This is a genomic window from Anaerotignum sp., from assembly GCF_051877975.1.
Lineage (GTDB): Bacteria > Bacillota > Clostridia > Lachnospirales > Anaerotignaceae > Anaerotignum_A.
This window is the reverse complement of sequence record NZ_JBJEJK010000020.1, coordinates 1-24,084: the sequence shown is the minus strand read 5'-3', so window position 1 is coordinate 24,084 and position 24,084 is coordinate 1. Positions and strand designations below refer to the sequence as shown.

Annotated in this window: 20 protein-coding genes; 2 read left to right on the top strand and 18 right to left on the bottom strand. The window is 46.7% G+C overall.

Annotated features, from left to right (window positions below; genetic code table 11):
• Positions 1–26: 26 nt before the first annotated feature.
• The 10 genes from murB to ACI39P_RS03605 form a co-directional block, all read right to left on the bottom strand.
• Positions 27–935 (bottom strand): UDP-N-acetylmuramate dehydrogenase, encoded by a 909-nt coding sequence (gene murB / locus ACI39P_RS03650; protein ID WP_439719338.1) that lies wholly within the window; start codon positions 933–935, stop codon positions 27–29.
• A 15-nt stretch (positions 936–950) separates the two neighbouring features.
• On the bottom strand, positions 951–1,862 hold the full coding sequence (hprK, locus tag ACI39P_RS03645) for an HPr(Ser) kinase/phosphatase (protein ID WP_439719337.1): 912 nt from the start codon (positions 1,860–1,862) through the stop codon (positions 951–953).
• A gap of 65 nt (positions 1,863–1,927) precedes the next feature.
• Positions 1,928–3,793 (bottom strand): excinuclease ABC subunit UvrC, encoded by a 1,866-nt coding sequence (uvrC, locus tag ACI39P_RS03640; RefSeq protein WP_439719336.1) that lies wholly within the window; start codon positions 3,791–3,793, stop codon positions 1,928–1,930.
• A 72-nt stretch (positions 3,794–3,865) separates the two neighbouring features.
• The gene (locus ACI39P_RS03635; RefSeq protein WP_439719335.1) at positions 3,866–5,500 is read right to left on the bottom strand and encodes an oligosaccharide flippase family protein; all 1,635 of its coding nucleotides are present in this window, start codon (positions 5,498–5,500) and stop codon (positions 3,866–3,868) included.
• Between the two features lie 30 nt (positions 5,501–5,530).
• Entirely contained in the window at positions 5,531–7,363 is a 1,833-nt protein-coding gene (typA, locus tag ACI39P_RS03630) for a translational GTPase TypA (RefSeq protein WP_439719334.1), read from the bottom strand.
• A gap of 227 nt (positions 7,364–7,590) precedes the next feature.
• The gene (locus ACI39P_RS03625) at positions 7,591–7,791 is read right to left on the bottom strand and encodes a cold-shock protein (RefSeq protein WP_004036546.1); all 201 of its coding nucleotides are present in this window, start codon (positions 7,789–7,791) and stop codon (positions 7,591–7,593) included.
• A gap of 162 nt (positions 7,792–7,953) precedes the next feature.
• Positions 7,954–8,421, bottom strand: coding sequence for a ribonuclease HI (rnhA, locus tag ACI39P_RS03620; protein ID WP_439719333.1), 468 nt, complete (start codon positions 8,419–8,421; stop codon positions 7,954–7,956).
• Positions 8,418–9,113 carry a 2-C-methyl-D-erythritol 4-phosphate cytidylyltransferase gene (gene ispD / locus ACI39P_RS03615; RefSeq protein ID WP_439719332.1) on the bottom strand — a complete coding sequence of 232 codons (696 nt, stop codon included), beginning with the start codon at positions 9,111–9,113 and terminating at the stop codon, positions 8,418–8,420. Before ispD ends, rnhA begins: the two co-directional genes overlap by 4 nt.
• A 94-nt stretch (positions 9,114–9,207) precedes the next feature.
• Entirely contained in the window at positions 9,208–10,284 is a 1,077-nt protein-coding gene (locus ACI39P_RS03610) for a PIN/TRAM domain-containing protein (RefSeq protein WP_439719331.1), read from the bottom strand.
• A gap of 79 nt (positions 10,285–10,363) precedes the next feature.
• A complete protein-coding gene (locus tag ACI39P_RS03605) occupies positions 10,364–10,822 on the bottom strand; it encodes a CarD family transcriptional regulator (RefSeq protein ID WP_439719330.1) in 459 nt (152 codons plus the stop codon).
• Positions 10,823–11,063: 241 nt separating this feature from the next.
• Here ACI39P_RS03605 and ACI39P_RS03600 point away from each other — a divergent pair, with 241 nt between their 5' ends.
• Positions 11,064–11,954, top strand: coding sequence for a DegV family protein (locus ACI39P_RS03600; RefSeq protein ID WP_439719329.1), 891 nt, complete (start codon positions 11,064–11,066; stop codon positions 11,952–11,954).
• 101 nt (positions 11,955–12,055) lie between these two features.
• On the opposite strand, the gene alr is transcribed toward ACI39P_RS03600, so the two are convergent.
• The 8 genes from alr to ACI39P_RS03560 form a co-directional block, all read right to left on the bottom strand.
• Positions 12,056–13,249, bottom strand: coding sequence for an alanine racemase (gene alr, locus ACI39P_RS03595; protein ID WP_439719328.1), 1,194 nt, complete (start codon positions 13,247–13,249; stop codon positions 12,056–12,058).
• A gap of 225 nt (positions 13,250–13,474) precedes the next feature.
• Entirely contained in the window at positions 13,475–15,400 is a 1,926-nt protein-coding gene (locus ACI39P_RS03590) for an oxidoreductase (protein WP_439719327.1), read from the bottom strand.
• Between the two features lie 123 nt (positions 15,401–15,523).
• Entirely contained in the window at positions 15,524–16,702 is a 1,179-nt protein-coding gene (locus tag ACI39P_RS03585) for a sn-glycerol-3-phosphate ABC transporter ATP-binding protein UgpC (RefSeq protein ID WP_439719326.1), read from the bottom strand.
• Entirely contained in the window at positions 16,690–18,189 is a 1,500-nt protein-coding gene (malQ, locus tag ACI39P_RS03580) for a 4-alpha-glucanotransferase (RefSeq protein WP_439719325.1), read from the bottom strand. The genes ACI39P_RS03585 and malQ overlap by 13 nt, the downstream gene beginning before the upstream one ends.
• Positions 18,190–18,201: 12 nt before the next feature.
• Complete coding sequence (locus ACI39P_RS03575) at positions 18,202–19,062, bottom strand: ABC transporter permease subunit (RefSeq protein ID WP_439719324.1); 861 nt, start codon at positions 19,060–19,062, stop codon at positions 18,202–18,204.
• Positions 19,062–19,913, bottom strand: coding sequence for an ABC transporter permease subunit (locus tag ACI39P_RS03570; protein ID WP_439719323.1), 852 nt, complete (start codon positions 19,911–19,913; stop codon positions 19,062–19,064). The genes ACI39P_RS03575 and ACI39P_RS03570 overlap by 1 nt, the downstream gene beginning before the upstream one ends.
• Before the next feature lie 110 nt (positions 19,914–20,023).
• Positions 20,024–21,349: an extracellular solute-binding protein gene (locus ACI39P_RS03565; protein ID WP_439719322.1), complete on the bottom strand. Its 1,326-nt coding sequence runs from the start codon at positions 21,347–21,349 to the stop codon at positions 20,024–20,026.
• Between the two features lie 71 nt (positions 21,350–21,420).
• Positions 21,421–22,434 (bottom strand): substrate-binding domain-containing protein, encoded by a 1,014-nt coding sequence (locus ACI39P_RS03560; RefSeq protein ID WP_439719321.1) that lies wholly within the window; start codon positions 22,432–22,434, stop codon positions 21,421–21,423.
• Between the two features lie 338 nt (positions 22,435–22,772).
• On the opposite strand from ACI39P_RS03560, the gene ACI39P_RS03555 reads away from it, so the two are divergent.
• Positions 22,773–24,020: a shikimate kinase gene (locus ACI39P_RS03555; RefSeq protein ID WP_439719320.1), complete on the top strand. Its 1,248-nt coding sequence runs from the start codon at positions 22,773–22,775 to the stop codon at positions 24,018–24,020.
• The last annotated feature ends 64 nt before the right edge of the window (positions 24,021–24,084 follow it).

Sequence of the window (24,084 nt, the reverse complement as noted above, 5' to 3'; positions counted from 1 at the left end):
CATCCCTTCTCTTTTCCTTTTTTCCGTTATTCTTCCCCAACGATTTTTACTTCGGTTTCTAATGTTACGCCAAACTGTTCTTTGACCTCCTTCTGACAAAAAGCGATCAGATCCAAAATATCCTGGGCAGTTGCCCCGCCAATATTGATCAGAAAACCGGAATGCTTTTCAGAAACCTGCGCGCCGCCAATGGTCTTGCCTTTCAGCCCCGCATCCTGTACCAGCTTTCCGGCAAAATAGCCCTCCGGGCGTTTAAAGGTGCTGCCCGCACTGGGATACTGCAGGGGCTGCTTTTCTCTTCTCTGCTCTGCCAACTCTGCCATACGGCTGCGAATGGCTGCTTCCTCGCCCTTTTGCAGCTTCATTTTGGCACCCAGAACAATATAACCTGCCGCAGGCACAATGCTGTGTCTATAGCCCAGCTCCAATTCCCCCGCGGGAACAGTTTTGATTTCCAAATCCTTTGTCAGCACATCTACGCTGACCAGAACATCCTTCATTTCTCCGCCGTATGCGCCTGCATTCATCACCACAGCCCCGCCGATACTGCCTGGAATGCCGGAAGCAAATTCCAGACCTGTCAGAGAAGCATCTGCCGCCTTTGCTGCTGCCGCACTGAGCAGGGCCCCGCCCTGGGCTGTGACGATATCCCCCTCCACAGCAATATCTGCCATACGATTGTAAATCTGAATGACTGCGCCGCGGATCCCTTTATCCCGCACCAGCAAATTGCTGCCATTGCCAATGACCATTACAGGCACATGATATTTTTCCAAGATTCTGATAGCATCCCGCAGTTCCTCCGCATCCTTTGGCTGAATAAACAGATCCGCAGGGCCGCCCACGCGGAAGGTGGTATGCTCCTTCATCATTTCCTGCAGCTTCAGCCCTTCTTCACCCAGCCTTGCCTGCAGTTCCTGTATCAAATTCTCCATAAAATCACCTTCTTCTTATTTTCCAATGCGATTTGCAAAATTCTGTGATGTATTTTCTCCCATTTTCTTCTGACGGTTTGTCATAGCGGCAGATTCGCAAATCATCGCCACATTTCTGCCGGGGCGTACAGGAATTGTATTACAAAGCACCTTATTCCCCAAAATTTCCATATATTCTTCATTCAGCCCCAGCCTATCGTAGGAGCCCGTCTTGCCGTCCCAAACCTCCAGCTTGATGACAAGATCCACAGTCTTTTGGTCCTTGACAGAACCAACACCAAACAATTCTTTTACATTGATGATACCAATGCCTCTCAATTCAATCATATAACGGATGATTTCCGGGCAGGAACCAATCAAACGCCTGTCGGCAATGCGTTTGATCTCCACCGCATCATCAGCAATGAGACGATGCCCTCTTTTAATCAGTTCCAAAGCAGTCTCACTTTTCCCGATACCGCTGGGCCCGGTGATCAGAACCCCTTCGCCGTAGATATCCACCAAAACCCCATGCATCATAACACGGTCGGCCAGTTCTTCCCGCAGCCAAAAAATCAGTTCCGCCGTAAAATCTGTAGTTGTCTGAGCAGTACGGAAGATCGGCACATTATATTCCCTGCCGTATTCCAGTGCTTCCGGAAAAATTTCCAGATTCTTACAAACGATCAAACATGGGATCCGATACTGAAACAGATGCTGAATGGCCTCTTTTCGTTTTTCTTCGCTTAGGCTCAGCAGGTAGCTATATTCTACCCGCCCAATGACCTGCAGGCGGTCGCTGTCGAAACGCTCATAAAACCCTGTCAGCTGCAGGGCAGGCCGGTTGATTTCCTTTCTGATAACAGCACGCCCTTCCAAATCCAGCTCGGGCAGCATATTTTCAAGCTCAAAAGCTTCTACGATCTTCTTTAACTCCGCAGAATACATGGGTCTCCCTCTTTCTAGCTATAAATCAAAACCAAATTTTCTCCTAAGTATAGCATACCCTAAAATCATCCCTTTTGCAATTCTTCCTGATGGAAAAAGAGATACACCTGCTCTGCCGCGGGGATGGTCATGCCGTCTACCTCCAGCAGCTCTTCCACTTCTGCCGCAGCAATTTTTTCAATCGAACCAAAATGATGCATCAGAGCCTTTCGCCGCACCTGCCCAATGCCCTTGATATCATCCAGCACAGAGTGCAGATTTCGCTCATCCCGCAGCTTTCTATGGTAAGTAATTGCAAAACGATGTACTTCGTCCTGGATACGGGTCACCAGCTTGAAGCCTTCGGAAGTCAGGGGGACATAAATCTCTTCTTCGTGGAACAAAAGCCCTCGGGTTCTGTGCTTATCATCTTTCACCATACCGCAGACAGGGATATCCATGCCAAATGCCTGCAGCACCTCCTCCGCTGCATGTACCTGTGTTTTTCCCCCGTCCATCAAAATCAGATCGGGCAAACGGGTAAAGCTGCTGGTTTTGCCCTCTGTTTTTTCTTTCAATGCATGGTTCAGACGGCGGGTAATGACTTCCTTCATGGAAGCATAATCATTCGGCCCAACGACAGTCTTTATCTTGAATTTGCGGTAATCACTGTTTTTGGAGCGGCCATCCTCGAAAACCACCATAGAGCCAACAGACTCAAAGCCCTGAGTATTGGAAATATCATAGGCCTCTACCCGTTTCAACTCTCCCGGCAAGCCCAAGGCCTGCCGCAGTTCTTCCATAGCGCCTTTGGTACGCTGTTCCTCCCGTTTCAGCTTTTCCCCAAATTGCTCAAAAATCAGCATAGCGTTTTTATGAGCCAGTTCCACCAGCTTATGCTTTTCCCCTTTTACAGGCACAGTCAGGGTCACCTTGCTGCCCCGCCGTTCGGAAAGATAGTCCGCGATCAGCTCCGCTTCCTCTTCCAACAATGCTTCCTGCAAAATGATCTCCTTGGGCACATAAGCCGTACCGCTGTAGAACTGCTTCACAAAGGCCGTCAGGATTTCCGGGCGGCTCTGCTCCTCGAAAGCAGTCAGGGTGAAATTTTCTCTGCCTGTCATTTTGCCGCCCCGGATGAAAAACACCTGTACCAGACATTCCTCAAAAGCCCGCACAAAGGCAATCACATCCGCATCCCCCAGCCCTGTATTAGAAATCTTCTGCCGTTCTGCCACACTTTTGATAGAGCGAATCTTATCCCGCAAAGAAGCCGCCTTTTCAAATTCCATATTTTCCGCCGCTGCCAACATTTCCTGCTCCATTTTTTTCAGAATATCTTCATGCTTTCCCTCCAGAAAATCCATGGCATCCTTGATATACCCTTGATATTCCTCCACAGATACCTTTCCGCTGCAGGGGGCGATGCACTGACCGATATGGTGGTTCAGACAGGGCCGCTCCTTGCCGATGTCCCTGGGAAATACCTTTTTGCATTTTCGGATAGGAAACAGTTTGTGCAAAGTTTCCACCGTTTCTTTCATGGCCAAAACATCTGTAAAAGGCCCATAATATTTCGCCTTGTCCTTTTCCATCCTGCGGGTCGCAAAGATACGGGGAAATGGTTCCTGCACTGTTACCTTGATATAAGGATAGGTCTTATCATCCTTCAGCAGGATATTGTAATAGGGATGGTATTTCTTGATCAGATTACATTCCAGCAGCAGTGCTTCCATTTCCGAATCTGTCACGATATATTCAAATTCCTTGATATTCGGCACCATGGAACGGGTCTTGGCAGTTTGGTTACGGCTGCTCTGAAAATATTGCCGCACACGGTTTTTCAGGTTGACGGCCTTGCCCACATAAATCACATGACCATCGGCATCCTTCATCAAATAAACCCCAGGCTTTTGGGGCAGTTTTTTCAATTCCTCCTGAATATCAAACATAGACCTCACCTCTTTTCTTTTTATTTGTAAAAAAAGGAGCGTTTCCATCTATAACGCTCCTTTTGGTTGTTCTTATAATAAACGAAGTCTCTTCAATACACGAATCAGTTTGCCGCCGCCGGGTACTGTCTGCAGATCCTCTTCTACGATCCCTTTGATGAGCAGCATCACCAGACCATATACCGCGATCGCCACACAAATCGCCAGCAGTGTAGCAATAGTATTGCTGCCGAAGAGAGCATAGAACAGATGATAGCTGCCTAATGTGCCCGCCGCCATAGCAATAGAGCCAATCACAGGCTTCAGGAAACTGCCCATAAAATCGAACCTCGTTCCTGTTTTACGGGAGAGCATGATCACATCAAATACTGCCGCCACCAGATAGCAGCCTGTGGTGGAAAGCACTGCCCCCAATACATTGATGGAAGGAATACGAATCAAAATCAAATTCAAAATCACCTTGGTAATCGCGCCCAAAATCGCGCCAATCACCGGCACTTTAATATGCCCGATGCCCTGCAGGATGCCTGTGGAGGTCTGGCAGAGAGCCAAGAAGATGATAGAAATCCCCCCAACCGTCAGCAGCATACCGCCGTCGCTGGCTCTGGGAAACAGCATTTGGATAATCTGAGGGCCAAGGGCACTGATTCCCACCGCCGCAGGCACAGAAATAATCATGGAAATGCGATAAGTCAAAGCCATTTTCCTGCGCACCTGTTTTTTCTCTCTCAATTTCACAGAAGCCGCAATGCTGGGCAATACTGCCGTTGCAATGGCTGTGGAAATGGTTACAGGCAATGTGGTCAATGTGACATATTTGCCGGAAAGCTGCCCATACAATTCATTGGCTTCTGTAGCAGAAAAACCTGTTTCCTGCAGGATGTTCACCACCATGCCCATATCGATCAGATTCGTGATGCTGAATACCGCTGTGCCGGCAATGATGGGCCATGCCGTCTGCAGCACTCTGCCAATGAGCTGTCGTTTGCTTTCTTCATAGGGCTGCCTGCACCGTTCTGCCCGCCACAAAAGATAGGGACGGATGAGGCAATAGGCAAAAATCACCACAATCAGGCCAGCCAAAGCACCGATACCGGTACCCATAGTGCCGCCGGCAGAAGCCAGGGGGATATTTTTCTTCATTCCCTCCGGCACACTGACACTTAAAAACACCCATGCCAGATATACGCTGAAAAAAGCATTAAAAATTTGTTCGATGATCTGGGAAATAGCTGTGGGCACCATCGTGCGCATCCCTTGGAAATATCCGCGGAAGACAGACATGATAGCTACAATGACCAGCGTGGGACAAAGGGTCAGGATAGAATAGTAGCTATCGGGAATGCCAATCAGATTCGCCATTTTATCTGCTGTCAGGAACAGCAGAATCGCGAAAAATGCCCCCAAAGAAGTGGAGATGACCAATGATGCCTGAAAGACCCGATGGGCATTTCGGAACTGGCGCAAAGCAATACGCTCAGAAACCAGTTTAGAAATCGCCGCTGGCAGCCCCGCCGAAGAGAGGATCAGCAGGAAGGTATAAATATAATACCCACCGGCATAAATGGCATTCCCCTCGTCCCCGATCATATTTGTCAAGGGCAGACGGTAGATGAAACCTAAAAAGCGCACAAGCAAACTGGCCGCTGCCAAAATCGCCGCCTGTTTGATGAATGATCCGCCTTTTTTCCTTGCTTTTGCTGCCATGGTGCACCTCTGTTTATCTTTCAATGCTTTTTAACTATTTGCACGGTTTCTTGCTTTTCTGCGCTGGGTATTATCCAAAATCTTTTTCCGCATACGCAGGTTCTGAGGGGTTACTTCCAGAAGCTCATCATCACTGATAAATTCCATACACTGCTCCAGAGACATCTGGATGGGAGGAGTCAACTTCAATGCATCATCAGAACCGCTGGCACGGGTATTTGTCAACTGTTTCTTTTTGCAGACATTGATATCCATATCATCAGATCTGGAGTTTCTGCCAACGACCATCCCTTCATATACCTTCACGCCTGCGCCGATGAACAGGTCACCCCGTTCCTGGGCATTATACAGACCATAGGTAATTGCCTCGCCGCTTTCAAAGGCCACCAGAGAGCCCTGGGAACGAGTTATGATATCCCCCTTATAGGGTGCATACCCATCAAACAGGGAATTCAGGATACCATTCCCCTTTGTATCTGTCATAAATTCGCTGCGGTAGCCGATCAGACCTCTCGCAGGAATGGAAAATTCCAATCTGGTATAGCCGCCCTTTGCAGGGTACATATTTGTCATTTCGCCCTTTCTGCTGCCCAATTTTTCAATAACATTGCCTACAAATTCTTCGGGTACATCGATGGTAACCGCTTCCATAGGCTCACATTTTTTGCCGTTGATTTCTTTGAACAGCACTTCAGGTTTAGAAACCTGAAATTCATAGCCTTCCCGGCGCAGGGTTTCAATCAGGATAGACAGATGCAGTTCCCCTCTGCCGGAAACTTTTACACTGTCCATATTATCAGTATCTTCTACCCGCAGGCTAACATCCGTGTTCAGTTCTTTGAACAGTCTGTCTCTGATCTGACGGGATGTAACGTATTTCCCTTCCTGCCCGGCAAAAGGACTGTCATTTACAGAGAAATTCATAGACAATGTGGGCTCGGAAATTTTCACAAAGGGCAACGGTTCGGGTTTTTCAGGAGAACAGATTGTATCGCCAATCATAATATTTTCGATACCGCTGAGGGCAACAATGTTGCCAACGCCTGCCTCTTTTACTTCCACCCTCTGCAGCCCTTCAAACTGGTACAGCTTTGTGATGCGCACCTTTTTCTGTGTTTCTTCATTGTGCATATTCAAAACGACAACTTCATCATTCACGCGGATGATACCATTTTCGATCTTACCAATACCGATGCGCCCCAGATATTCACTGTAGTCGATGGTAGAGATCAGTGCCTGCAAAGGTGCTTCCGGATCGCCCTTGGGTGCAGGGATATGGTTGATGATAGCTTCAAACAGAGGCTTCATATCTCCTTCTCTCACGGTAGGATCTTCCGAAGCGTAGCCGCCCCTTGCGGAAGCAAATACAAAAGGAGAATCCAACTGATCGTCGTTGGCATCCAGTTCCATGAACAATTCCAGCACTTCATCGATCACCTCTTGGGGACGGGCTTCCGGTCTGTCCACTTTATTTACGCAAACAACAACGGGATGGTTCAGTTCCAGCGCCTTGCGCAGAACGAATTTTGTCTGGGGCATAGGGCCTTCAAAGGCATCTACCACCAGAACAACACCATCTACCATTTTCAGCACACGTTCAACTTCGCCGCCGAAATCCGCATGGCCGGGTGTATCGATGATGTTGATCTTTGTATCTCCATAATTTACCGCTGTATTTTTAGAAAGGATTGTGATACCTCTTTCTCTTTCGATATCACCGCTGTCCATAACTCTTTCCTGTACCTCCTGATTGGAGCGGAAAATGCCACTCTGTCTCAGCAGCTGGTCAACCAAAGTCGTTTTGCCATGGTCAACATGGGCAATGATCGCAACATTTCTGATATTTTCAATATTCTGATTCATACTGTTGATTACTCCATTCACATTCAAATTTCTCTTACGTACGACACTTTATTGTATCACACAGTTTTCCGTCATGCAATCTTTCCATCAAAAAAATCTCTAAAATCCACGCACGAAAACAGAAACAAAAGAAAGGCTCTCCGAACAACGGAGAGCCTCTTTTGCATAACCAAAATCAAATGTATATATCTGTATGCTTTCGCATTACGGTCTATAATTAAAATCGATTAAGCACGTGTTACGTTTGCAGCCTGAGGGCCTTTTGCACCCTGAACAACTTCAAATTCTACTTCCTGGCCTTCTTCCAGTGTTTTGTAGCCTTCAGCCTGAATTGCGGAGAAATGTACGAATACATCGTCTTCACCAGGTACGGAGATAAAACCAAAACCTTTTTCTGCGTTGAACCATTTTACTGTACCTTTTTTCATTCCTTAAAATCCTCCTACATAGATAGATAAAAACTTGTTACAGACTGATACTAACATATATTTCCGAAAGTGTCAATCAGATTTCTACCATTCTACTTGGGATTCGCACGACAATCCCCGCGGATTTTCGCCACAGAAAAGTATCTGCGCTCCGCAAATTTCTCATACTGCGCCGTACTGTGTATCCTCTAACAGTTTCCCGCTTTGGATGGCCGCCCGCGCCAACTGGTCACATCTTTCATTCTCCGGATTATCCGCATGGCCTTTCACCCAGATAAAAGAAACCTGATGCTTCTGCAATAAAACCAGCAGCCGTTCCCAAAGATCCACATTGGAGGCCTTCTCTTTTTTATTCCGCATCCAGCCGTTTTGTTTCCATTTCACGACCCAGCCCTTTTCGATGGCATCCACCACATATTTGGAATCACTGTAAAGATTCACTTTACAGGGTTCTTTCAAGGCTTCCAAGCCTTTGATGACCGCCAACACCTCCATACGGTTATTGGTCGTCAGCCGATAGCCGCCGGAAAGCTCTTTTCTGGCAGTGCCATACAAAAGCACCACACCATAGCCTCCTGCGCCTGGGTTGCCGGAACAGGCCCCGTCTGTATAAATCGTCACTGTTTTCATGGCGTTTCCTCCTTTAGAAATGCTTCCCCAATCAGCAGGTCTTCCCTTGTCGTAATCTTGATATTGCGATAGCTGCCCATAATGACTTTAACAGGATAGCCGCTGTGCTCTGCCAAGGAAGCATCATCTGTCCCAAGAAATCCATCCGCTCTGGCTGCTTCATATGCCTGCAGAATCAACTCTTTCCGGAAGGTCTGGGGGGTCTGGATCTGCCAAAGGGTACTTCTGTCCGGAGTTGCAACGGCAATATTCTCTCCATCGCAAACCTTAATGGTATCCTTCGCCGGCACACCTGCCACACAGCTGCCCATTTCCAGCGCAACCGCAATAGATTCCTCTATGATCTTTTCTGTGACAAAGGGACGAACGCCATCGTGGATGAGGACGATCTCCGTATCTTTCCCCAGCTGTTTCAACCCTTGATAAACAGAATCCTGCCGTTCTTTTCCGCCTTCCGTTACAGAAACCACTTTTTTCCAGCCATATTCCTGTACCATATCCCATACATCCTGCAAAGCATCCGCGCTTGTCACCAAAATAATATCCCGAATGGCTGCCGATTGTTCAAATTTTTCTACTGTATGGGTCAAAATTTCCTTTCCGCAAAGGGGCAAAAACTGTTTGCTGATCTCCGTTCCCATGCGCTTTCCCTTTCCCGCTGCCACGATGACAGCTGTGCTGATGGGTTTCATATCTTTTCCTCCATTAAAAATCAAAACCATTCTTTATCTGATACCCTATCAGAAAGAAAGGCTTCCAGTTTTCTGAAAGCCTTTCCTCTCTTTTTTATGCCGCAGCAATCATTTTTGTAAAAATCATCCGGCCGGCCGCAGTCTGCAGCACGCTGGTAACGATCACAGTCTTTGTTTCACCGATATGTCGACTGCCGCCGTCTACAACGATCATCGTGCCGTCGTTCAGATAGGCGACCCCCTGTCCGGCTTCTTTGCCGGCTTTGATGATAGTCACCTTCATTTCTTCCCCAGGCAGTACCACAGGCTTGATGGCGTTTGCCAATTCATTGATATTCAGCACCCGAACGCCCTGAAATTCCGCCACTTTGTTCAAATTGAAATCATTGGTCACAACGAACGCATCCATACTGTCCGCCATTTTCAGCAGCATGGAATCCACTTCCATAGGCTGCGTTGTCGTAAATTCCTTGATCTCCACAGGAACTGCCAGCTGTTTCTGAATCTCATTGAGGATATCCAGACCACGGCGCCCCCTCTGGCGTTTCAGGCTATCGGAAGAATCAGCAATATGACGCAGTTCTTCCAATACAAAATCGGGAATAACGATTTTCCCTTCAATAAAACCCGTCTGCAGCAGATCCAAGATGCGCCCGTCAATAATGACACTGGTATCCAAAATTTTGGGTCTGCCATAAATAGAATCTTCTGTTGTGCTGGGGGGCGTTGTCATCAACACTTCCTTGAGGGAACGCACATTGACGTCATCCTTTTTTCTCCTTGCTACACGGATGCCCAGAATACCAAAAACGATATTCAAGAGAACAACAATAAATGTCCCCAATGCACCAAATCCATTAAAGGCCAGCCCGATCAAATTCGCCAAAACTAAGCCGACGAAACAGCCGATTACCGAAAAAGCCAAGTCCTTCAGGTTCATTTTCGACAACCGATCTTCCGTTTGAGAGATTCTACTCATGAGCAATTCTGACAGTGGCGAAGAAAAAATAAAATAAAATATAAATCCGACAATCACCGATATGGCTGTGGGCACATACACCGGCAATTTTGCTTGAAATTTGAATAAGTCCATAAAAATCACTACATGCATCAAAGCATAAGTAGCCGCTGTCACAATCAGACTCATGATCAATTCTAATGCTCTTTTCATTTGTTCCACCTCCCTTTTAAATATTTTTATGGTAAATAAAAAAATAGATAAAATCCCCTTACTTTACCATAATAAAATTCTATCCCATTTTCATCCATTTGGCAAGCAGTTCTTCCGCCTCTCCCCTGTTAATTTCGTATACAGAAATGATTTCACTCAAAACGATCTGCCATGCCATAGAGAGTAACCGGTTTTCTATCACCGAAAGTTTCTTTTTTTCATTTCGTTCCAATAACTGCTTTACTACCTCCGCTGCTTGGTCCAGTTTTCCTGATTTTAACCGCTGAATATTTTCTTTATTTCTCTGATTCCAATTTTCTCCTCCGGCTGTTTTCTGCATCGGTTTTTCCCGCAGAAGGGTTTCTATCTCTTCCCGCTGCAACAGCGGCCGCAGGCCGATTTTTTCCGCATTGGCCAAAGGAATCCGAATACGCACATTTCCATAAGGAATGCGGATGACGCAGTATTCTTTCTCAATGCTTTCAATGATTCCCACTCCATGCATTGGATAAATGATCTTTTGTCCCTGTTCAAACATAAAACCCCTCCTTTCCCAGATTTTTTCCATTTTTTCAAAGAAATATTCCAATCCGGTATCAGGATAATGGTTTATAGTATTTTAAACTACATAATCTGTTTTTATATATTGAAATCTTCGGTTTTATTTGCTATATTACTCAATGACTATATTGTTCAATAAAATGATAAAATCATTTATTTTGGAGAAAATTATCATTTAGAATCATACATACAATGTAAAAAAGTTAGGAGAGGATCCCATGGCGGAGTATCAGATTTTCAGCGATGGTGCTTGCGATATTGGCTTTGAAAAGGCAGAAGAATTAAACATCCAGCTGGTTCCTTTTTATGTTTCTATCGACCATGAAAACTACTATAAAGAGATTTCAGAAATTTCTTTGGATACGTATTATCACTATATGACAGAGGAAAAAGGCTATCCTAAGACCTCCCTTCCTTCCACACAGGATTATATCGATGCCTTCCGTCCCGCTTTGGAAGCAGGGAAGGATATCCTTTGCATCACCATGACCCGCACCCTGACTGCTTCTTTGGAATCTGCCATAGCTGCTAAATCTATGCTGGAGGAAGAGTTTCCTGATGCGCAAATCCACGTCATCAATTCCTGGCTGGCAACCGGCGCACAGGCTTTGCTGCTGATGGAGATGGCTCGTATGCAAAAAAACGGGAAACCTTTAGAAGATGTGATATCTTATGTAGAAAAAGCAAAAATCGACGCCCGCATCAACTTTATGGTAGGCGATTTGAGTTATCTGGAAATTGGCGGCCGTATCGGAAAAGTAGCTGCCCTTTCCGGTAGTCTCCTGAAAATCAAACCCCTTATCATCCTGAAGGGCGGCGAAATTGGGGGTGGCGGCATCTGCCGCAGCAGAAAAAAGGGGCTGGCACAGATTGCAGATTTGACTGAAAAATATTTTAGAGAAAGCGGTGAAACCCCCGCTGATTATATCGCTACCGCCGGTACAACAAATATCTGGGACGATATGCCTGATTTTGAAGCAATACTCAAGGATAAAATAAAAATGAACTATCTGCCCCCTTTCCAAATCGGCGCCACCATCGCGTCACATACAGGCCCTGGTACAACTGGTATTTGCTTCGTAAAAAAATACGAATGCTATGGTTTTTGATCTTCAAAGGGAAACCTTCTGATGTTTCGTCGGAAGGTTTTTTACATAGAATTTTTTGCATAGAAAAAGGAGCGACAAAGTCGCTCCTTTCTTTTTATGTCTTATTTATACTGATGCAGAATGTGGTCTACGATACCGATGATTTCGCCGTTTTCTTTGTAAATACGAGGTACACGTTTTGTCAGTACGCAGGGCAGTTCATAGTTGATTGTGCCCAGAATAGCTGCCAGATCATCGAATGTTACATGTTTATCACCATCTGTACCAACAACGATTACTTCATCACCCATTTTTACGCCAGGGATATCTGTAACGTCAATCATCAGCTGGTCCATGCAGACACGGCCAACAACGGGAGCATACTGACCTTTTACGATCATGTTTGCTTTATTGGACAGGGCTCTGTTGTAACCATCAGCATAGCCGATAGGTACTGTAGCGATGATTCTTTCTGTTTCTGCTGTGTATGTTCTGCCATAGGACAGCTGAGAACCAGCGGGAACTTTCTTAACCAGACCGATGGTGGATTTTACTGTCATCAGAGGTTTCAGGTCGATCATGCCTTCGCATTCGCCGGAAGGAAGCATACCGTATGTAATGATACCGGAACGGCACATATCGATGTGTCTTTCAGGATATGCGATTGTTGTTGCGCTGTTTGCACAGTGGCGGATACCAACGTTTACGCCTGCATCCTGCAGTGCTTTTACCATTCTGTCGAAACGGTCGAACTGCATTTTTGTGAAATCAGGATGATCGCCTGTATAAGAGTCTGCTACTGCATGGTGTGTGAAAATACCTGTGATTTTAACGTTAGGCATTTTGCTTACTTCAATAATGTCCTTCAGAGACTGTTCAAAGTCTGCGTCATCTGTCTGGAAACCAACACGTGTCATACCTGTATCCAGTTTGATGTGGCCTTCTACAACAACGTTTGCTGCTGCTGCTGCTTCCTGCAGGCTTCTTGCGTGTTCGATACCAACGATTGCGTTTGTGATGCTCTTCTGGCACAGAATTTCAACACAGCTTGCGGGTGTGTAGCCTAAAACCAGAATGGGTTTTGTGATGCCTTCGTTTCTCAGGCTCATACCTTCTTCGATGTTGGAAACACCAAACCAGTCGAAGCCGCCAGCCTGCAGTTTACGTGCTACAAAGCCATCGCCATGACCATAAGCATCCGCTTTTACGATACCCATTACTTTGTGTTCGGGTGCCATTTTGGATTTGATGCTCTTAATGTTGTAATCCAATGCATCCAAGTCGATTTCTGCCCATGTTCTTTTGATAAAATCCATAAATTCCGCTTCCTTTCCAAGAAAAAATGGTTCCTTTTTCCAGTATTTTTTTCATTGCCAAGGGAAATTTACTGCGATTTTTCCCTGAAATGCGCTCCTGCACTTTCCAACATTGGCAATTATTTAACACTTGTATTAAATATAGCACAATGTGGCCGATTTGACAATATCTGATGAAAAATATTTCATTCTCAAATGAAAAAAATACAATATTCACAATTCTTGTCATGCAAGATACATACGGGTGAAAAGCTCATAAGCATCATAGATAGCATCGCCGCCGTCGCCCACCTCATTGGCATCTCCTACAAGGGCATAGCTCATCCGTTCATCCATCAGCCACATGGTCATCTCCGTATCCACAGCAGATGCACTGCCCCCTGCCCAAATAACCGTATCCGCAGAAACAAACATGGTCATGGCGCCAATTTTCACAAAGAGCTTTCTGCCTTCCATCAACGCGGCCGTTGTCGTTGTCAAAAAGCTTACGTTCTTTTTCTTCAGGTCGTTCAGCAAAGGTCGCGCCATAGCTCCCATATCTCCCCCCATTTTTTTGTTGGGCTCAATGATCTTGATTTCCGGTTCTTCCGCCCGAGCCGCCAGAAATGCTGCCGTTTCCAGGCCAATGGCACCGCCGCCAAGAATGACAATTTCGCCCTTCAGCATCTCTGCAATTTTTTCTTCCTCCATCTGCAAAACTTCCTGTGCGGTGAAATACTGTTCCTCCGCCAATCCTTCGATGGGCTGTTTTTCCGGCAAACTGCCCGTAGCCAGCACGGTGAAATAAGGATTCTTTTCCTTCACAAGCTCCAGTGTACCCTCTGTTTCCGTCAGGATATTTACACCCAATTCTTCCAAGGTGTATTTCATATAATCAATATATTTCAGAAAATCACTCTTTTTAGGAGGCAGTGCTGCCAACCGCAGCTGGCCGCCCAATTCCTTCTCCTTGCAGACCAAAGTGGTCTTAAACCCTCTCTCCGCAGATTTCTTTGCTGCTTCCATCCCTGCAGGGCCACCGCCAATGACAACGCATTCTTTTCTGGTGGCAACTTTTCTGCGCTGATGTTCAAAATGCTCATTACCCGCTTCGGGATTGAAGGCACAAGAAATCTCTTTTCCTTTCAATACCCCCATAATACATTTGTTGCATCCCAGACAAGGCAGATAAGGTTTTCCTTCCTTCATCCGATCGGCAAAGGCCGGGTCTGCCAGAAAGGCTCTGGCTGTGCCGCAGAAATCACAAAGGCCTTCCGCCAAAATTCGTTCCGCCGTTTCTTCGTCCTGAATACGGTTGCAAGCAATAACAGGCACAGAAAGATATTTTTTCAGAATACCCGCAAAAGGTGCATAAGCGCCCTTGCTCACGTGATAAGAAATCTGCTCCACAGGGGATTCATGCCAGCCGCCGGTAACTGTCACACCATCGATGCTGCCTGCCTCCTCCGCTTTTTTGCAGAAACGCAGGGTATCCGCCAGTTCATAGCCGCCCTCTACCATCTGTGCCGCGGAAACCTTCACCAAAACAGGAAATTCCCCAACTGCTTCCCGTACCTTCGCCAGCACTTCCAAAGGATAGGTGATGCCATTTTCGTTTTGATAGCCATAGGTATCTTCCCGCAGATTGCTCAAAGGGGAGAAACATTCAGAAAGCAGATATCCGGCGGAAGCACTCACCTCCACCAGATCCGCACCAATTTCCTTGCACAAAGCCGCCGCCTTTCCAAAGGCTTCTTTTGTATCAGCCAAGTCTTCCGCTGTCATTTCCTTGGGCTCTGCTTTGAAAATGGGAGAAGCCACCGCGGAAGGAGCCAGCAAAGGCTTTCCGCCATGGTTTTGTTCACTTTCATTACGCCCACAATGGAAGAGCTGCACAATCAGTTTGCAATCGTAGGCATGGATCCTGTCCGCCAATGCTTTCAGGCTTTCCCGCTCCACCGTTTCCGCATCATACATCCCCTTCAGCGCGCCCGCCTCATTCACCGCCAAAAGGAATGTCACTGCCGCTGCACCGCCCTTGGCTCTTTCTTCATAAAAGGCATAGTCCCGCTCTGTCAATGTATTGCTCTGCGCAAAGCCCGTGTGCATCGCCAGCATGATCCAACGGTTTTTCAATTCCAAATCCCTGATTTTATATGGTGTAAATACCATTTTTCATCCCTCCATTCTGCCTCTAGCATATCATATCTGTATCTTTTTTTCCAGACAAATGAAACAGGCGGCAAAGCCTGCCAAAAACAAGCTTTCCCGCCGTATCAGTTTTCTTCGCTTTTATCAGAATTCAAGGTTTTTCTTTGTTTCTTTATCAAAAATATTCACATTTTTGCCCCGGAAAGTAAAGGAAACCGATGCGCCGATGGAAAAATCCATGCCTTCCTCATGGATATCATTCATCGGTACGATGACAATGCTATCCTGCCCGCAGGCGTTCACATGCAGATGGACAGCAGAACCCATCATTTCGCTTACATCCACTGTACCATGGATCATCTGGCTTGCTTCTCCCTTCAAGCGGATATGTTCGGGGCGAACCCCTAACGTAACGGACTGTGGCTTTACGTCATTCTTTGCCAGTTTTTCCTGTTTATCTTCGGAAAGAACCACCTTTGCCCCCTCCAAAACCACCGCATATTTGCCATTCTCCCGTATCAGCTCCCCATCATAGAAATTCATCTGGGGCATACCGATGAAGCCGGCAACGAATTGATTAGCGGGATGGTCGAATACCTCCTGGGGTGTGCCGATCTGCTGCACCACACCATCGCGCATGATAACGATTCTGTCGCCCAGGGTCATGGCTTCTGTCTGGTCATGGGTAACGTAGATAAATGTGGTATCGATTCTCTGGCGCAGCTTAATGATTTCCGCCCGCATCTGATTCCGCAGCTTTGCGTCCAGATTGGACAAGGGTTCATCCATCAAAAATACTTTCGGGTTTCTGACGATAGCACGGCCGATCGCCACACGCTGCCGCTGCCCGCCGGAAAGGGCTTTGGGTTTTCTGTCCAGATATTGCGTGATATCCAGAATTTCCGCCGCTTCCCTTACCTTTTGGTCGATCTCTTCTTTAGGCAGCTTTCTCATTTTCAGGGAAAATGCCATGTTATCATATACGGTCATATGGGGATACAGGGCATAGCTCTGGAAAACCATAGCAATATCCCTGTCTTTCGGTGCCACATCGTTGACTTTTATGCCATCAATGAGCAATTCCCCCCCGCTGATCTCTTCCAGGCCGGCAATCATACGCAATGTTGTGGATTTTCCGCAGCCGGAAGGGCCAACCAATACAATAAATTCTTTATCGGCAATTTCCAGATTGAAATCTTCCACAGCCACAACGCCTTCCGCCGTGATCTTCAGGTTGGATTTTCTTTCCGGCTCGCCTTTTTTCTTCTTTTTCTGTGGGTTCGGATAAATTTTCTTGATATTTTTCAGCGTTACGCTTGCCATTTTTTGCTGCTCCTTCCATAAAGCCGAGTCATTTCGGCAATCTTTGCGGTCAGTTTCTCCGTGATCTGGCCTTCTGTCAATCTCCATTGCCAGTTACCGCCTAAGGTACTGGGGGTATTCATGCGGGCCTCAGCGCCCAGCCCCAGAAAATCCTGCATCTGCGCTACGAACAGCTCCGCCACAGAACTCATGCCCCCTCTGAGGATGCCCCAATGGAAGCCTTCCTCCTCATGCAAGCCCAGATATTTGACCGCCATGGCAATATCTTCAGGGGCTGCGGCATCCTTCCATGCCATTACGGGTTCATTATCATGGGTGCCTACATAGCATACACAATGGGAGGGATAGGTATGGGGCAGATAATCGCTGGGCTCCCGGGAATCGAAAGCAAATTCCAACACCTTCATCCCCGGGAATTGGGAATCCTGCAAAAGCTGCTGCACCTCCGGTGTCAGATAGCCCAAATCTTCCGCAATAAAAGAAACATATGGAAACCAGTTTTTCAGTACAGAAACCAAATCCATGCCGGGGCCTTTCACCCAATGCCCATTTTTGGCATTGATATCCCCATAGGGCACCGCCCAATAGCTTTCCAAGCCACGGAAATGGTCTATTCGAATCACATCATACAGCTTGGCTGCCCCATCGATTCTGCGGATCCACCAGCCATAGCCGTCGGCCTTCATGGCATCCCAATCATAGAGAGGGTTGCCCCAAAGCTGACCGTCGGCACTGAATGCATCAGGAGGCACACCGGAAACTTCACAAGGCACATTCCTTTCATCCAGCTGGAAGAATTTTGGCTCTGCCCAAACATCGGCGGAATCCATAGCCACATAAATAGGCATATCCCCGATGATGCCGATACCCTTTTCCTGGGCATAGGCCCGCAGGGCGTTCCACTGACGGAAGAACAGATACTGGATATAAATGAATACTTCCATATCGTCAGCCAGTTCCCAGCGGTACCTTTCCAAGGCATCCGCTTTCCGCAGGCGGATATCCTCATCCTCCCATTCTGTCCATGCTTTCATGCCGAAATGACGTTTCAGTGCCATATACAAAGCATAATCGGGAAGCCATGTTTGATTTTCTTCTGTAAATTTTTTGATTTTTTCTGCATCTTTTTGCCAGCCGCGCTGCTTTGCTTTTTCCAGCAGGTCGAAACGGCCTTCGTAAATTTTCTTATAATCCACCTTTGCAGGCTCGCTGCCCCAATCCACAGCATTGATTTCCGCCTGTTCCAGCAGACCTTCTTTGCAAAGTATCTCCAAATCGACAAAATACGGATTGCCCGCAAAGGCGGAAAAGCTCTGATAAGGGGAATCCCCATAGCTGGTGGGCCCAACGGGAAGCATCTGCCACCATCTCTGCTGGGCTTTTTCCAGAAAATCAATAAAAGCATAAGCGGCTTCTCCTAAGGTACCGATGCCATAGGGAGAAGGCAACGCCGAAATCGGCAGCAAAATACCGGAACTTCTTTCCATAGACACCCCTCCTCAGCCTTTGACCGCGCCTGCCAGAACACCTTTGATGATGTGTTTCTGCCCTAACAGATAAATGATAACAACAGGCAGGACAGTCATAACGATACATGCCATCATAGGGCCCATTTCCACTCGGCCATAGCTGCCCCGGAAATATTGGATCAGCATCGGGATAGTACGATATTTTTTGATATCCAATACCAGTGTGGGCAGCAGATAGTCATTCCATACCCACATCGTTTCCAGCACACCAACAGAAATCATGGTAGGCTTCAGCAAAGGGAAAACGACTTTAAAATAAGTCTGCAACGGATTGCAGCCATCGATCATTGCCGCTTCTTCCAGCTCCAGGGGAATGGATTTCACAAAGCCAGAGAACATGAATACCGCCAAGCCCGCGCCAAAGCCAAGATAAATAAAGCAGATGGTCAAGGGCGTATTGAACCGCAGGCCAAAAATATTCAGACTGTCCGCCGTCTGGGACAAGGTGAACATGACCATCTGAAAAGGCACGACCATAGAAAAGGCACACAGCAGATAGATCAGCTTGGAAAGCTTGGAATGTACTCTTGTGATATACCATGCACACATGGAGCAGCACAGCAAAATCAATGCCACAGAAGAGATGGTGATAAAGGCACTGTATCCAAAGCTCTGCAGAAAGCCCTGGGCATTTAAAGCCTTGCTATAATTCGCCAGCCCTGCGAAGGTTTCTCCATTGGGCAGGGTAAAGGTTTCCGCTGTGGTGATGGCCGTTTCCTTTTTGAAGGAATTCATTACCACCATAACAATAGGATATAGATACAACACACAAATAATCGAGAAGAAAATTGTCCCTAATGTGCTGCCAAAAGATTTTTTTGCCTTGTTCATTACTGCTGCACCTCCTTAGAACGCGTTGCTTTCAGCTGTGTCAAGCCAATGATAACCACCAGAATAAAGAAAATCACCGCTTTCGCCTGACCGATGCCCTTCCAGGCTGCACCAGCGCGGGCATAGAAGGTATAGTAAATATTCAGCGCCAGCATTTCTGTAGTATGGGCCGGGTCGCCTGCGGTCAGGGACAGGTTCTGGTCAAAGAGCTTAAAAGCGTTTGTAATGGTCAAAAACAGGCATATGGTAATCGAAGGCATGACCATAGGCAGCTTTACCTTCAGCAGCGTCTGCCAGTGATTTGCGCCGTCGATGGAAGCCGCTTCCATCAAGTCGGGCGGCACATTCTGCAGACCGGCAACGTAAATGATCATCATATAGCCGATCTGCTGCCAGCAAAGCAGAATGATCAGCCCCCAATATCCCGCTTGTGTATTCAGCGCCAGCAGCGGCTCTCCCATTTTCATCAGCACCGCATTAAACAGCGTCTGCCAGATATACCCCAGCACGATACCGCCAATCAGATTTGGCATGAAGAAAACCGTTCTGAAAATATTTGTCCCCTTCAGTTCTTTTGTCAGTGCCAAAGCGATGGCAAAGGCCGTCACATTAATGATGAGGGTCGCAACGATCACAAAAGCTACCGTAAACCAGAAGGAATTGATAAAGGATGTATCCGTCAAAGCCTTTGCATAGTTGCTGAGGCCTATCCATTTCGCATTTTTCACAGTAGTGAATTGGCAGAAGGACAGATACAGGCCATGCAGGAAGGGCCAGATAAAGCCTACGCAAAAGGCTGCTAATGTAGGTGCCACAAAGAGAGGAAACCATCTTTTTAAAGCTTTTTCCACGGTAGTTCATCTCACTTTCTTTTGGAAATTTCAGGAAAATGTTTATAAAAAAAGGAGGAAGCATGTGCTTCCCCCTTTTCTCAGACTGCAAAAAATGCTGTTCGCACAAATCAACCGTTTGCCAGCTGATATTCTGTTGCCCAACCATCCACAAATGCGGAAACAACTGCGGCCCAGTTTTCCTCTGTCTGATTAGCCGCATAGGCTGTCAGCGCGGAACCAACGCCATTTTTCCATTCTTCAGAAGGCATGGTAGGGAAATTCCAGGATACAGGCGTTTTTCCTGCTGCTGTCATTGCAGCATCCTGTTTTACAAACAGGTTGGAAGATTCCAGTGCATTCCGGAAAGGAATTACAAAGCCCATGCCTGCTGCGCCGCTGGGCATTGCGCCTTCGCCGCCGCACATGGCTGTTGTACCAACTTCACTGGTCACACACCAGTTCATAAAATCCAATGTTGCCTGGATATCCGCTTCGGATGCACTGTTGTTTACACACCAGTAATTTTCCGTACCTGTGCACAAGCCCTGATTTGTTTCGTCCCCCACGCCGAAATAAATAGGGATCATTGCCAGATCCTCATCTGTGAATTTGCCTTCGTCAACCAGGTTGCCATATTCCCAGGAACCATTCTGGAAGAATACCGCTTTGCCCGCCAAAAATTCATTTCTGGAATCATCGCCGGTCTTTGCAGAAAGTTCTGCAGGGCTGCAGGTGCTGTTATTAATATACAGATCCCAAATTGCACGATAATTATCCAGATAGATGCCTTTGATGGCATCTGTAGTGCCGATGCCATCTGCCTGATATTCAAAGTAGACGGGCAGATTTGCCAGATGTGTTTTAAATCTCCAGTCGGAAGAGCTATCCATCCCTGCGGATGTAAATGCCGCAAAGCCCAGTTCATCTTTCCTTGCTGTAATATCTTCTGCAATGGATTTCAGGGTTTCAAAGGATGTGATATCTTCCACAGCATAGCCAGCCTGTGCCAGCAGGCTTTTATTGACAATAATGCCATAGGATTCGATGGCATAAGCAATCCCTGCAACGGAGCCATCTTCCTTTTTCAGTGCATATGCGTCGCTTGTCAATTGGCTCAGCACATCGCTGCCTGTCAGGTCATAGCAGTAATCTGCCCAGTTTTTCAGGCCAACGGGCCCATTTACCTGAAACAATGTAGGTGCATCAGATTTCCCCATTTCTGCCATCAACGTTGTTTCATAATCGCCGGAGGCTGCCGTGACAACTGTGACAGGTACGCCGGTTTCTTCTTCATATACCTTTGCCAGTTCCCGCCACTGGGCATCCTGCTCCGGTTTAAAGTTCAGATAGTATACGCTGGGGGTATCGCTGCTGGATGCTGTTTCAGAACCGCCGCAAGCCGCCAGCCCTGCACACAAAACCAAAGATACCATCAGTGCAATTATTCTTTTCATCTTAACATCTCCCTTTCGTTCTTTATTTTGCATAAAAATATATTTCCATATCCCTTTTCAAGATATAAAAATCAATCCAATTGACAGACACTGCCTCCTTCCCGCAGGGAAGTCTCCAGTTCTATATGACAATTGTCCCCTTTCTTTTCCACCATATCCAAAAGAATCTGTACAGAATATTTTCCCAAGGCTTCTGCCGGCTGTACCAGCGTTGTCAATGTAGGCACCGTATAGGCCGACATGGTAATGCCATCGATGGCAATGACAGAACAATCCCCCGGCACACGCCAGCCTTCATCGGAAAGGGCTTTTATCGCTGCCACTGCCATGGAATCGGCAATGGCAAAAACTGCCGTAAAATCTTTTCTGCGCTTTGCTAAACGACGCATGGCTTCATAAGCAGATGCCATATCAAATCTTCCCGTTTCTTCCACCAGTTCCTCATCCAGCGGAATGCCATAATCGGCAAGAGCCTGCTGATACCCCCTGTAGCGCAGCTCTGAAACAGAATGATCCTGTTTGGAATCCAGAAGCAGTGCAATCTTTTTATGTCCCTGTTTGATCAGCAGTTCCGTTGCTTTATAGGCTTCTTTCTGGTCATTGATCGTAACAGAAGAATACATATTTTCCTGCAGCCCACCAAAGCTGTTAGTATAGGAACAACAGACGAAAGGCACCTGCAGTACAGCGATCAGCTCCTCAGAATAATCAAAGCAGCCCCCTAAAAGAATCAGCCCCCGCAATTTTTTGGACTGTACCAGGCTTGCGCCTGCGCTCAGTTCATCCGCTCCGCTGGCAATCTGGTGGAATATCATAGTATATCCAGCCTGCCCTACTGCATTCTCAATCGAACGAATGACTTCCGTAAAGAAAGGGTTGCCAACACCGCGCACCACCAGACCGATGGTATTGGATTGGGGTTTTACCAGATCCCTTGCGCTGTTGTTTGGCACATAATGTACTTCCTGCACCACTTTCATGACCTTTTCCCGCACAGTGTCACTAACATCAGGGTGGTCATTAAGAACACGGGAGACTGTACTGACGGATACGCCGCAGCGTTCCGCAATATCTTTGATCGTCATGGTTCCTTACCTCTTTTCTGCCATATAACCATTTCGGAAATATTTCCAGAAACGTTACCGGGAACGTTTCCAGAAACTATATTTGCATCATATCAATTTTTCATCCATATGTCAATTCTATTTTGTGCATTTTTTCATATAATACTATGATTACGCCTCGTATTTACAGCTATTTGCACAAAACTGGTAACATTTACCAATCTCTCAAATCCATTCCCGCTCTTTCGATGCTCTGCTTTTTTCCTGAAAAAAAGAGATTGCATAAATTTTCTATTTGCATTAAGATAGATACAAACTATCCTTTGATAGAAAAAACGAAAGATATGAGGTGGATTCCCATGAGATACGGTCTAATCGGCGAAAAATTAGGACACAGCTTTTCCAAAATCATCCATGAACAGCTGGCGGATTATACATACGATTTGATTCCCTTGACAAGAGAAGAACTGGACACATTTCTGACAGAAAAAAACTTTTCTGCGCTGAATGTGACCATTCCCTATAAAGAAACTGTCATCCCTTATCTGGATGAAATCAATGCCCATGCCAAAAAAATCGGCGCTGTCAATACGGTAGTAAACAGAAACGGAAAGCTGTACGGCTACAATACAGACTTTTACGGGTTCCGCTATATGCTGCAGAATAATGGTATCGATGTTGCCGGCAAAAAGGCCCTGGTGCTGGGCAAAGGCGGTGCTTCCAAGGCAGTCAGCGCTGTATTGGAAGCACTGGGGGCCTCTGAAATCCTGACAGTATATTATAAAGAAAGCCCCGGAACCATTACCTACCAAACCTGTTATGCAGAACACGCCGATGCCGAAATCATTGTAAATACAACGCCCGTTGGTATGTATCCCAAGGCGGACGACTGCCCCATTGATTTGAGCAGATTCCCCCATCTTACAGGTGTTGCGGATGTTGTATATAATCCCCTGCGGACGCAGCTGGTATTGGAAGCACAAAAAAGAGGAATCAACGCCGCAGGCGGTTTGGAAATGCTGGTAGCGCAGGCAAAATATGCTGTAGAAATTTTTTTGGATACAAAGATAGATGATGCCCGTATTGGGGAAATCCATGCAGGCTTGGTAAAAGAACGCTCCAATCTGGTGCTCATCGGCATGAGCGGCGGCGGAAAAAGCACCTTGGGCAAACTGGCAGCAGAGAAACTGGGCAAAACCTTTATTGATACAGACGAGCTCATTGTGGAACGCATCGGCATGTCTATTTCTGATTTCTTTGCAAAGGAAGGGGAGCCTGCATTCCGGGAAATCGAAACAAAAGTTCTTCATGAAGTTTCCGCACAAAACAATCTGGTCATTTCTACCGGCGGCGGTATCATAAAGGATTTCCTGAATGTAGACTATCTGAAACGCAACGGCAGAATGATCTGGCTGAAACGGGATGCAGAGCTGCTGCAAAGCGGCCACGGCAGGCCCCTTGCCCCCGATCAGGCCGCAGTACAAAAACTGTATCAGGAACGCCTGCCCCTCTACACAGCAGCGGCAGAAGCTATTGCGGAAAACAACGGCACACCAGAGGAAGGTTTGGGAGCCATTCTTTCCGCTTATGAAAAAACACTGAACTAACATCCAACAAATAAAGGCCCTTTCTCCGAAGAGAAAGGGTCTGTTTTATTAGAGGGAAATAGAG

Bases quoted from the DNA above. Each gene is read 5' to 3' on its own strand.
- murB (WP_439719338.1), bottom strand. From the start codon at position 935: ATGGAGAATTTGATACAGGAACTGCAGGCAAGGCTGGGTGAAGAAGGG.
- hprK (WP_439719337.1), bottom strand. From the start codon at position 1,862: ATGTATTCTGCGGAGTTAAAGAAGATCGTAGAAGCTTTTGAGCTTGAA.
- uvrC (WP_439719336.1), bottom strand. From the start codon at position 3,793: ATGTTTGATATTCAGGAGGAATTGAAAAAACTGCCCCAAAAGCCTGGG.
- ACI39P_RS03635 (WP_439719335.1), bottom strand. From the start codon at position 5,500: ATGGCAGCAAAAGCAAGGAAAAAAGGCGGATCATTCATCAAACAGGCG.
- typA (WP_439719334.1), bottom strand. From the start codon at position 7,363: ATGAATCAGAATATTGAAAATATCAGAAATGTTGCGATCATTGCCCAT.
- ACI39P_RS03625 (WP_004036546.1), bottom strand. From the start codon at position 7,791: ATGAAAAAAGGTACAGTAAAATGGTTCAACGCAGAAAAAGGTTTTGGT.
- rnhA (WP_439719333.1), bottom strand. From the start codon at position 8,421: ATGAAAACAGTGACGATTTATACAGACGGGGCCTGTTCCGGCAACCCA.
- ispD (WP_439719332.1), bottom strand. From the start codon at position 9,113: ATGAAACCCATCAGCACAGCTGTCATCGTGGCAGCGGGAAAGGGAAAG.
- ACI39P_RS03610 (WP_439719331.1), bottom strand. From the start codon at position 10,284: ATGAAAAGAGCATTAGAATTGATCATGAGTCTGATTGTGACAGCGGCT.
- ACI39P_RS03605 (WP_439719330.1), bottom strand. From the start codon at position 10,822: ATGTTTGAACAGGGACAAAAGATCATTTATCCAATGCATGGAGTGGGA.
- ACI39P_RS03600 (WP_439719329.1), top strand. From the start codon at position 11,064: ATGGCGGAGTATCAGATTTTCAGCGATGGTGCTTGCGATATTGGCTTT.
- alr (WP_439719328.1), bottom strand. From the start codon at position 13,249: ATGGATTTTATCAAAAGAACATGGGCAGAAATCGACTTGGATGCATTG.
- ACI39P_RS03590 (WP_439719327.1), bottom strand. From the start codon at position 15,400: ATGGTATTTACACCATATAAAATCAGGGATTTGGAATTGAAAAACCGT.
- ACI39P_RS03585 (WP_439719326.1), bottom strand. From the start codon at position 16,702: ATGGCAAGCGTAACGCTGAAAAATATCAAGAAAATTTATCCGAACCCA.
- malQ (WP_439719325.1), bottom strand. From the start codon at position 18,189: ATGGAAAGAAGTTCCGGTATTTTGCTGCCGATTTCGGCGTTGCCTTCT.
- ACI39P_RS03575 (WP_439719324.1), bottom strand. From the start codon at position 19,062: ATGAACAAGGCAAAAAAATCTTTTGGCAGCACATTAGGGACAATTTTC.
- ACI39P_RS03565 (WP_439719322.1), bottom strand. From the start codon at position 21,349: ATGAAAAGAATAATTGCACTGATGGTATCTTTGGTTTTGTGTGCAGGG.
- ACI39P_RS03560 (WP_439719321.1), bottom strand. From the start codon at position 22,434: ATGACGATCAAAGATATTGCGGAACGCTGCGGCGTATCCGTCAGTACA.
- ACI39P_RS03555 (WP_439719320.1), top strand. From the start codon at position 22,773: ATGAGATACGGTCTAATCGGCGAAAAATTAGGACACAGCTTTTCCAAA.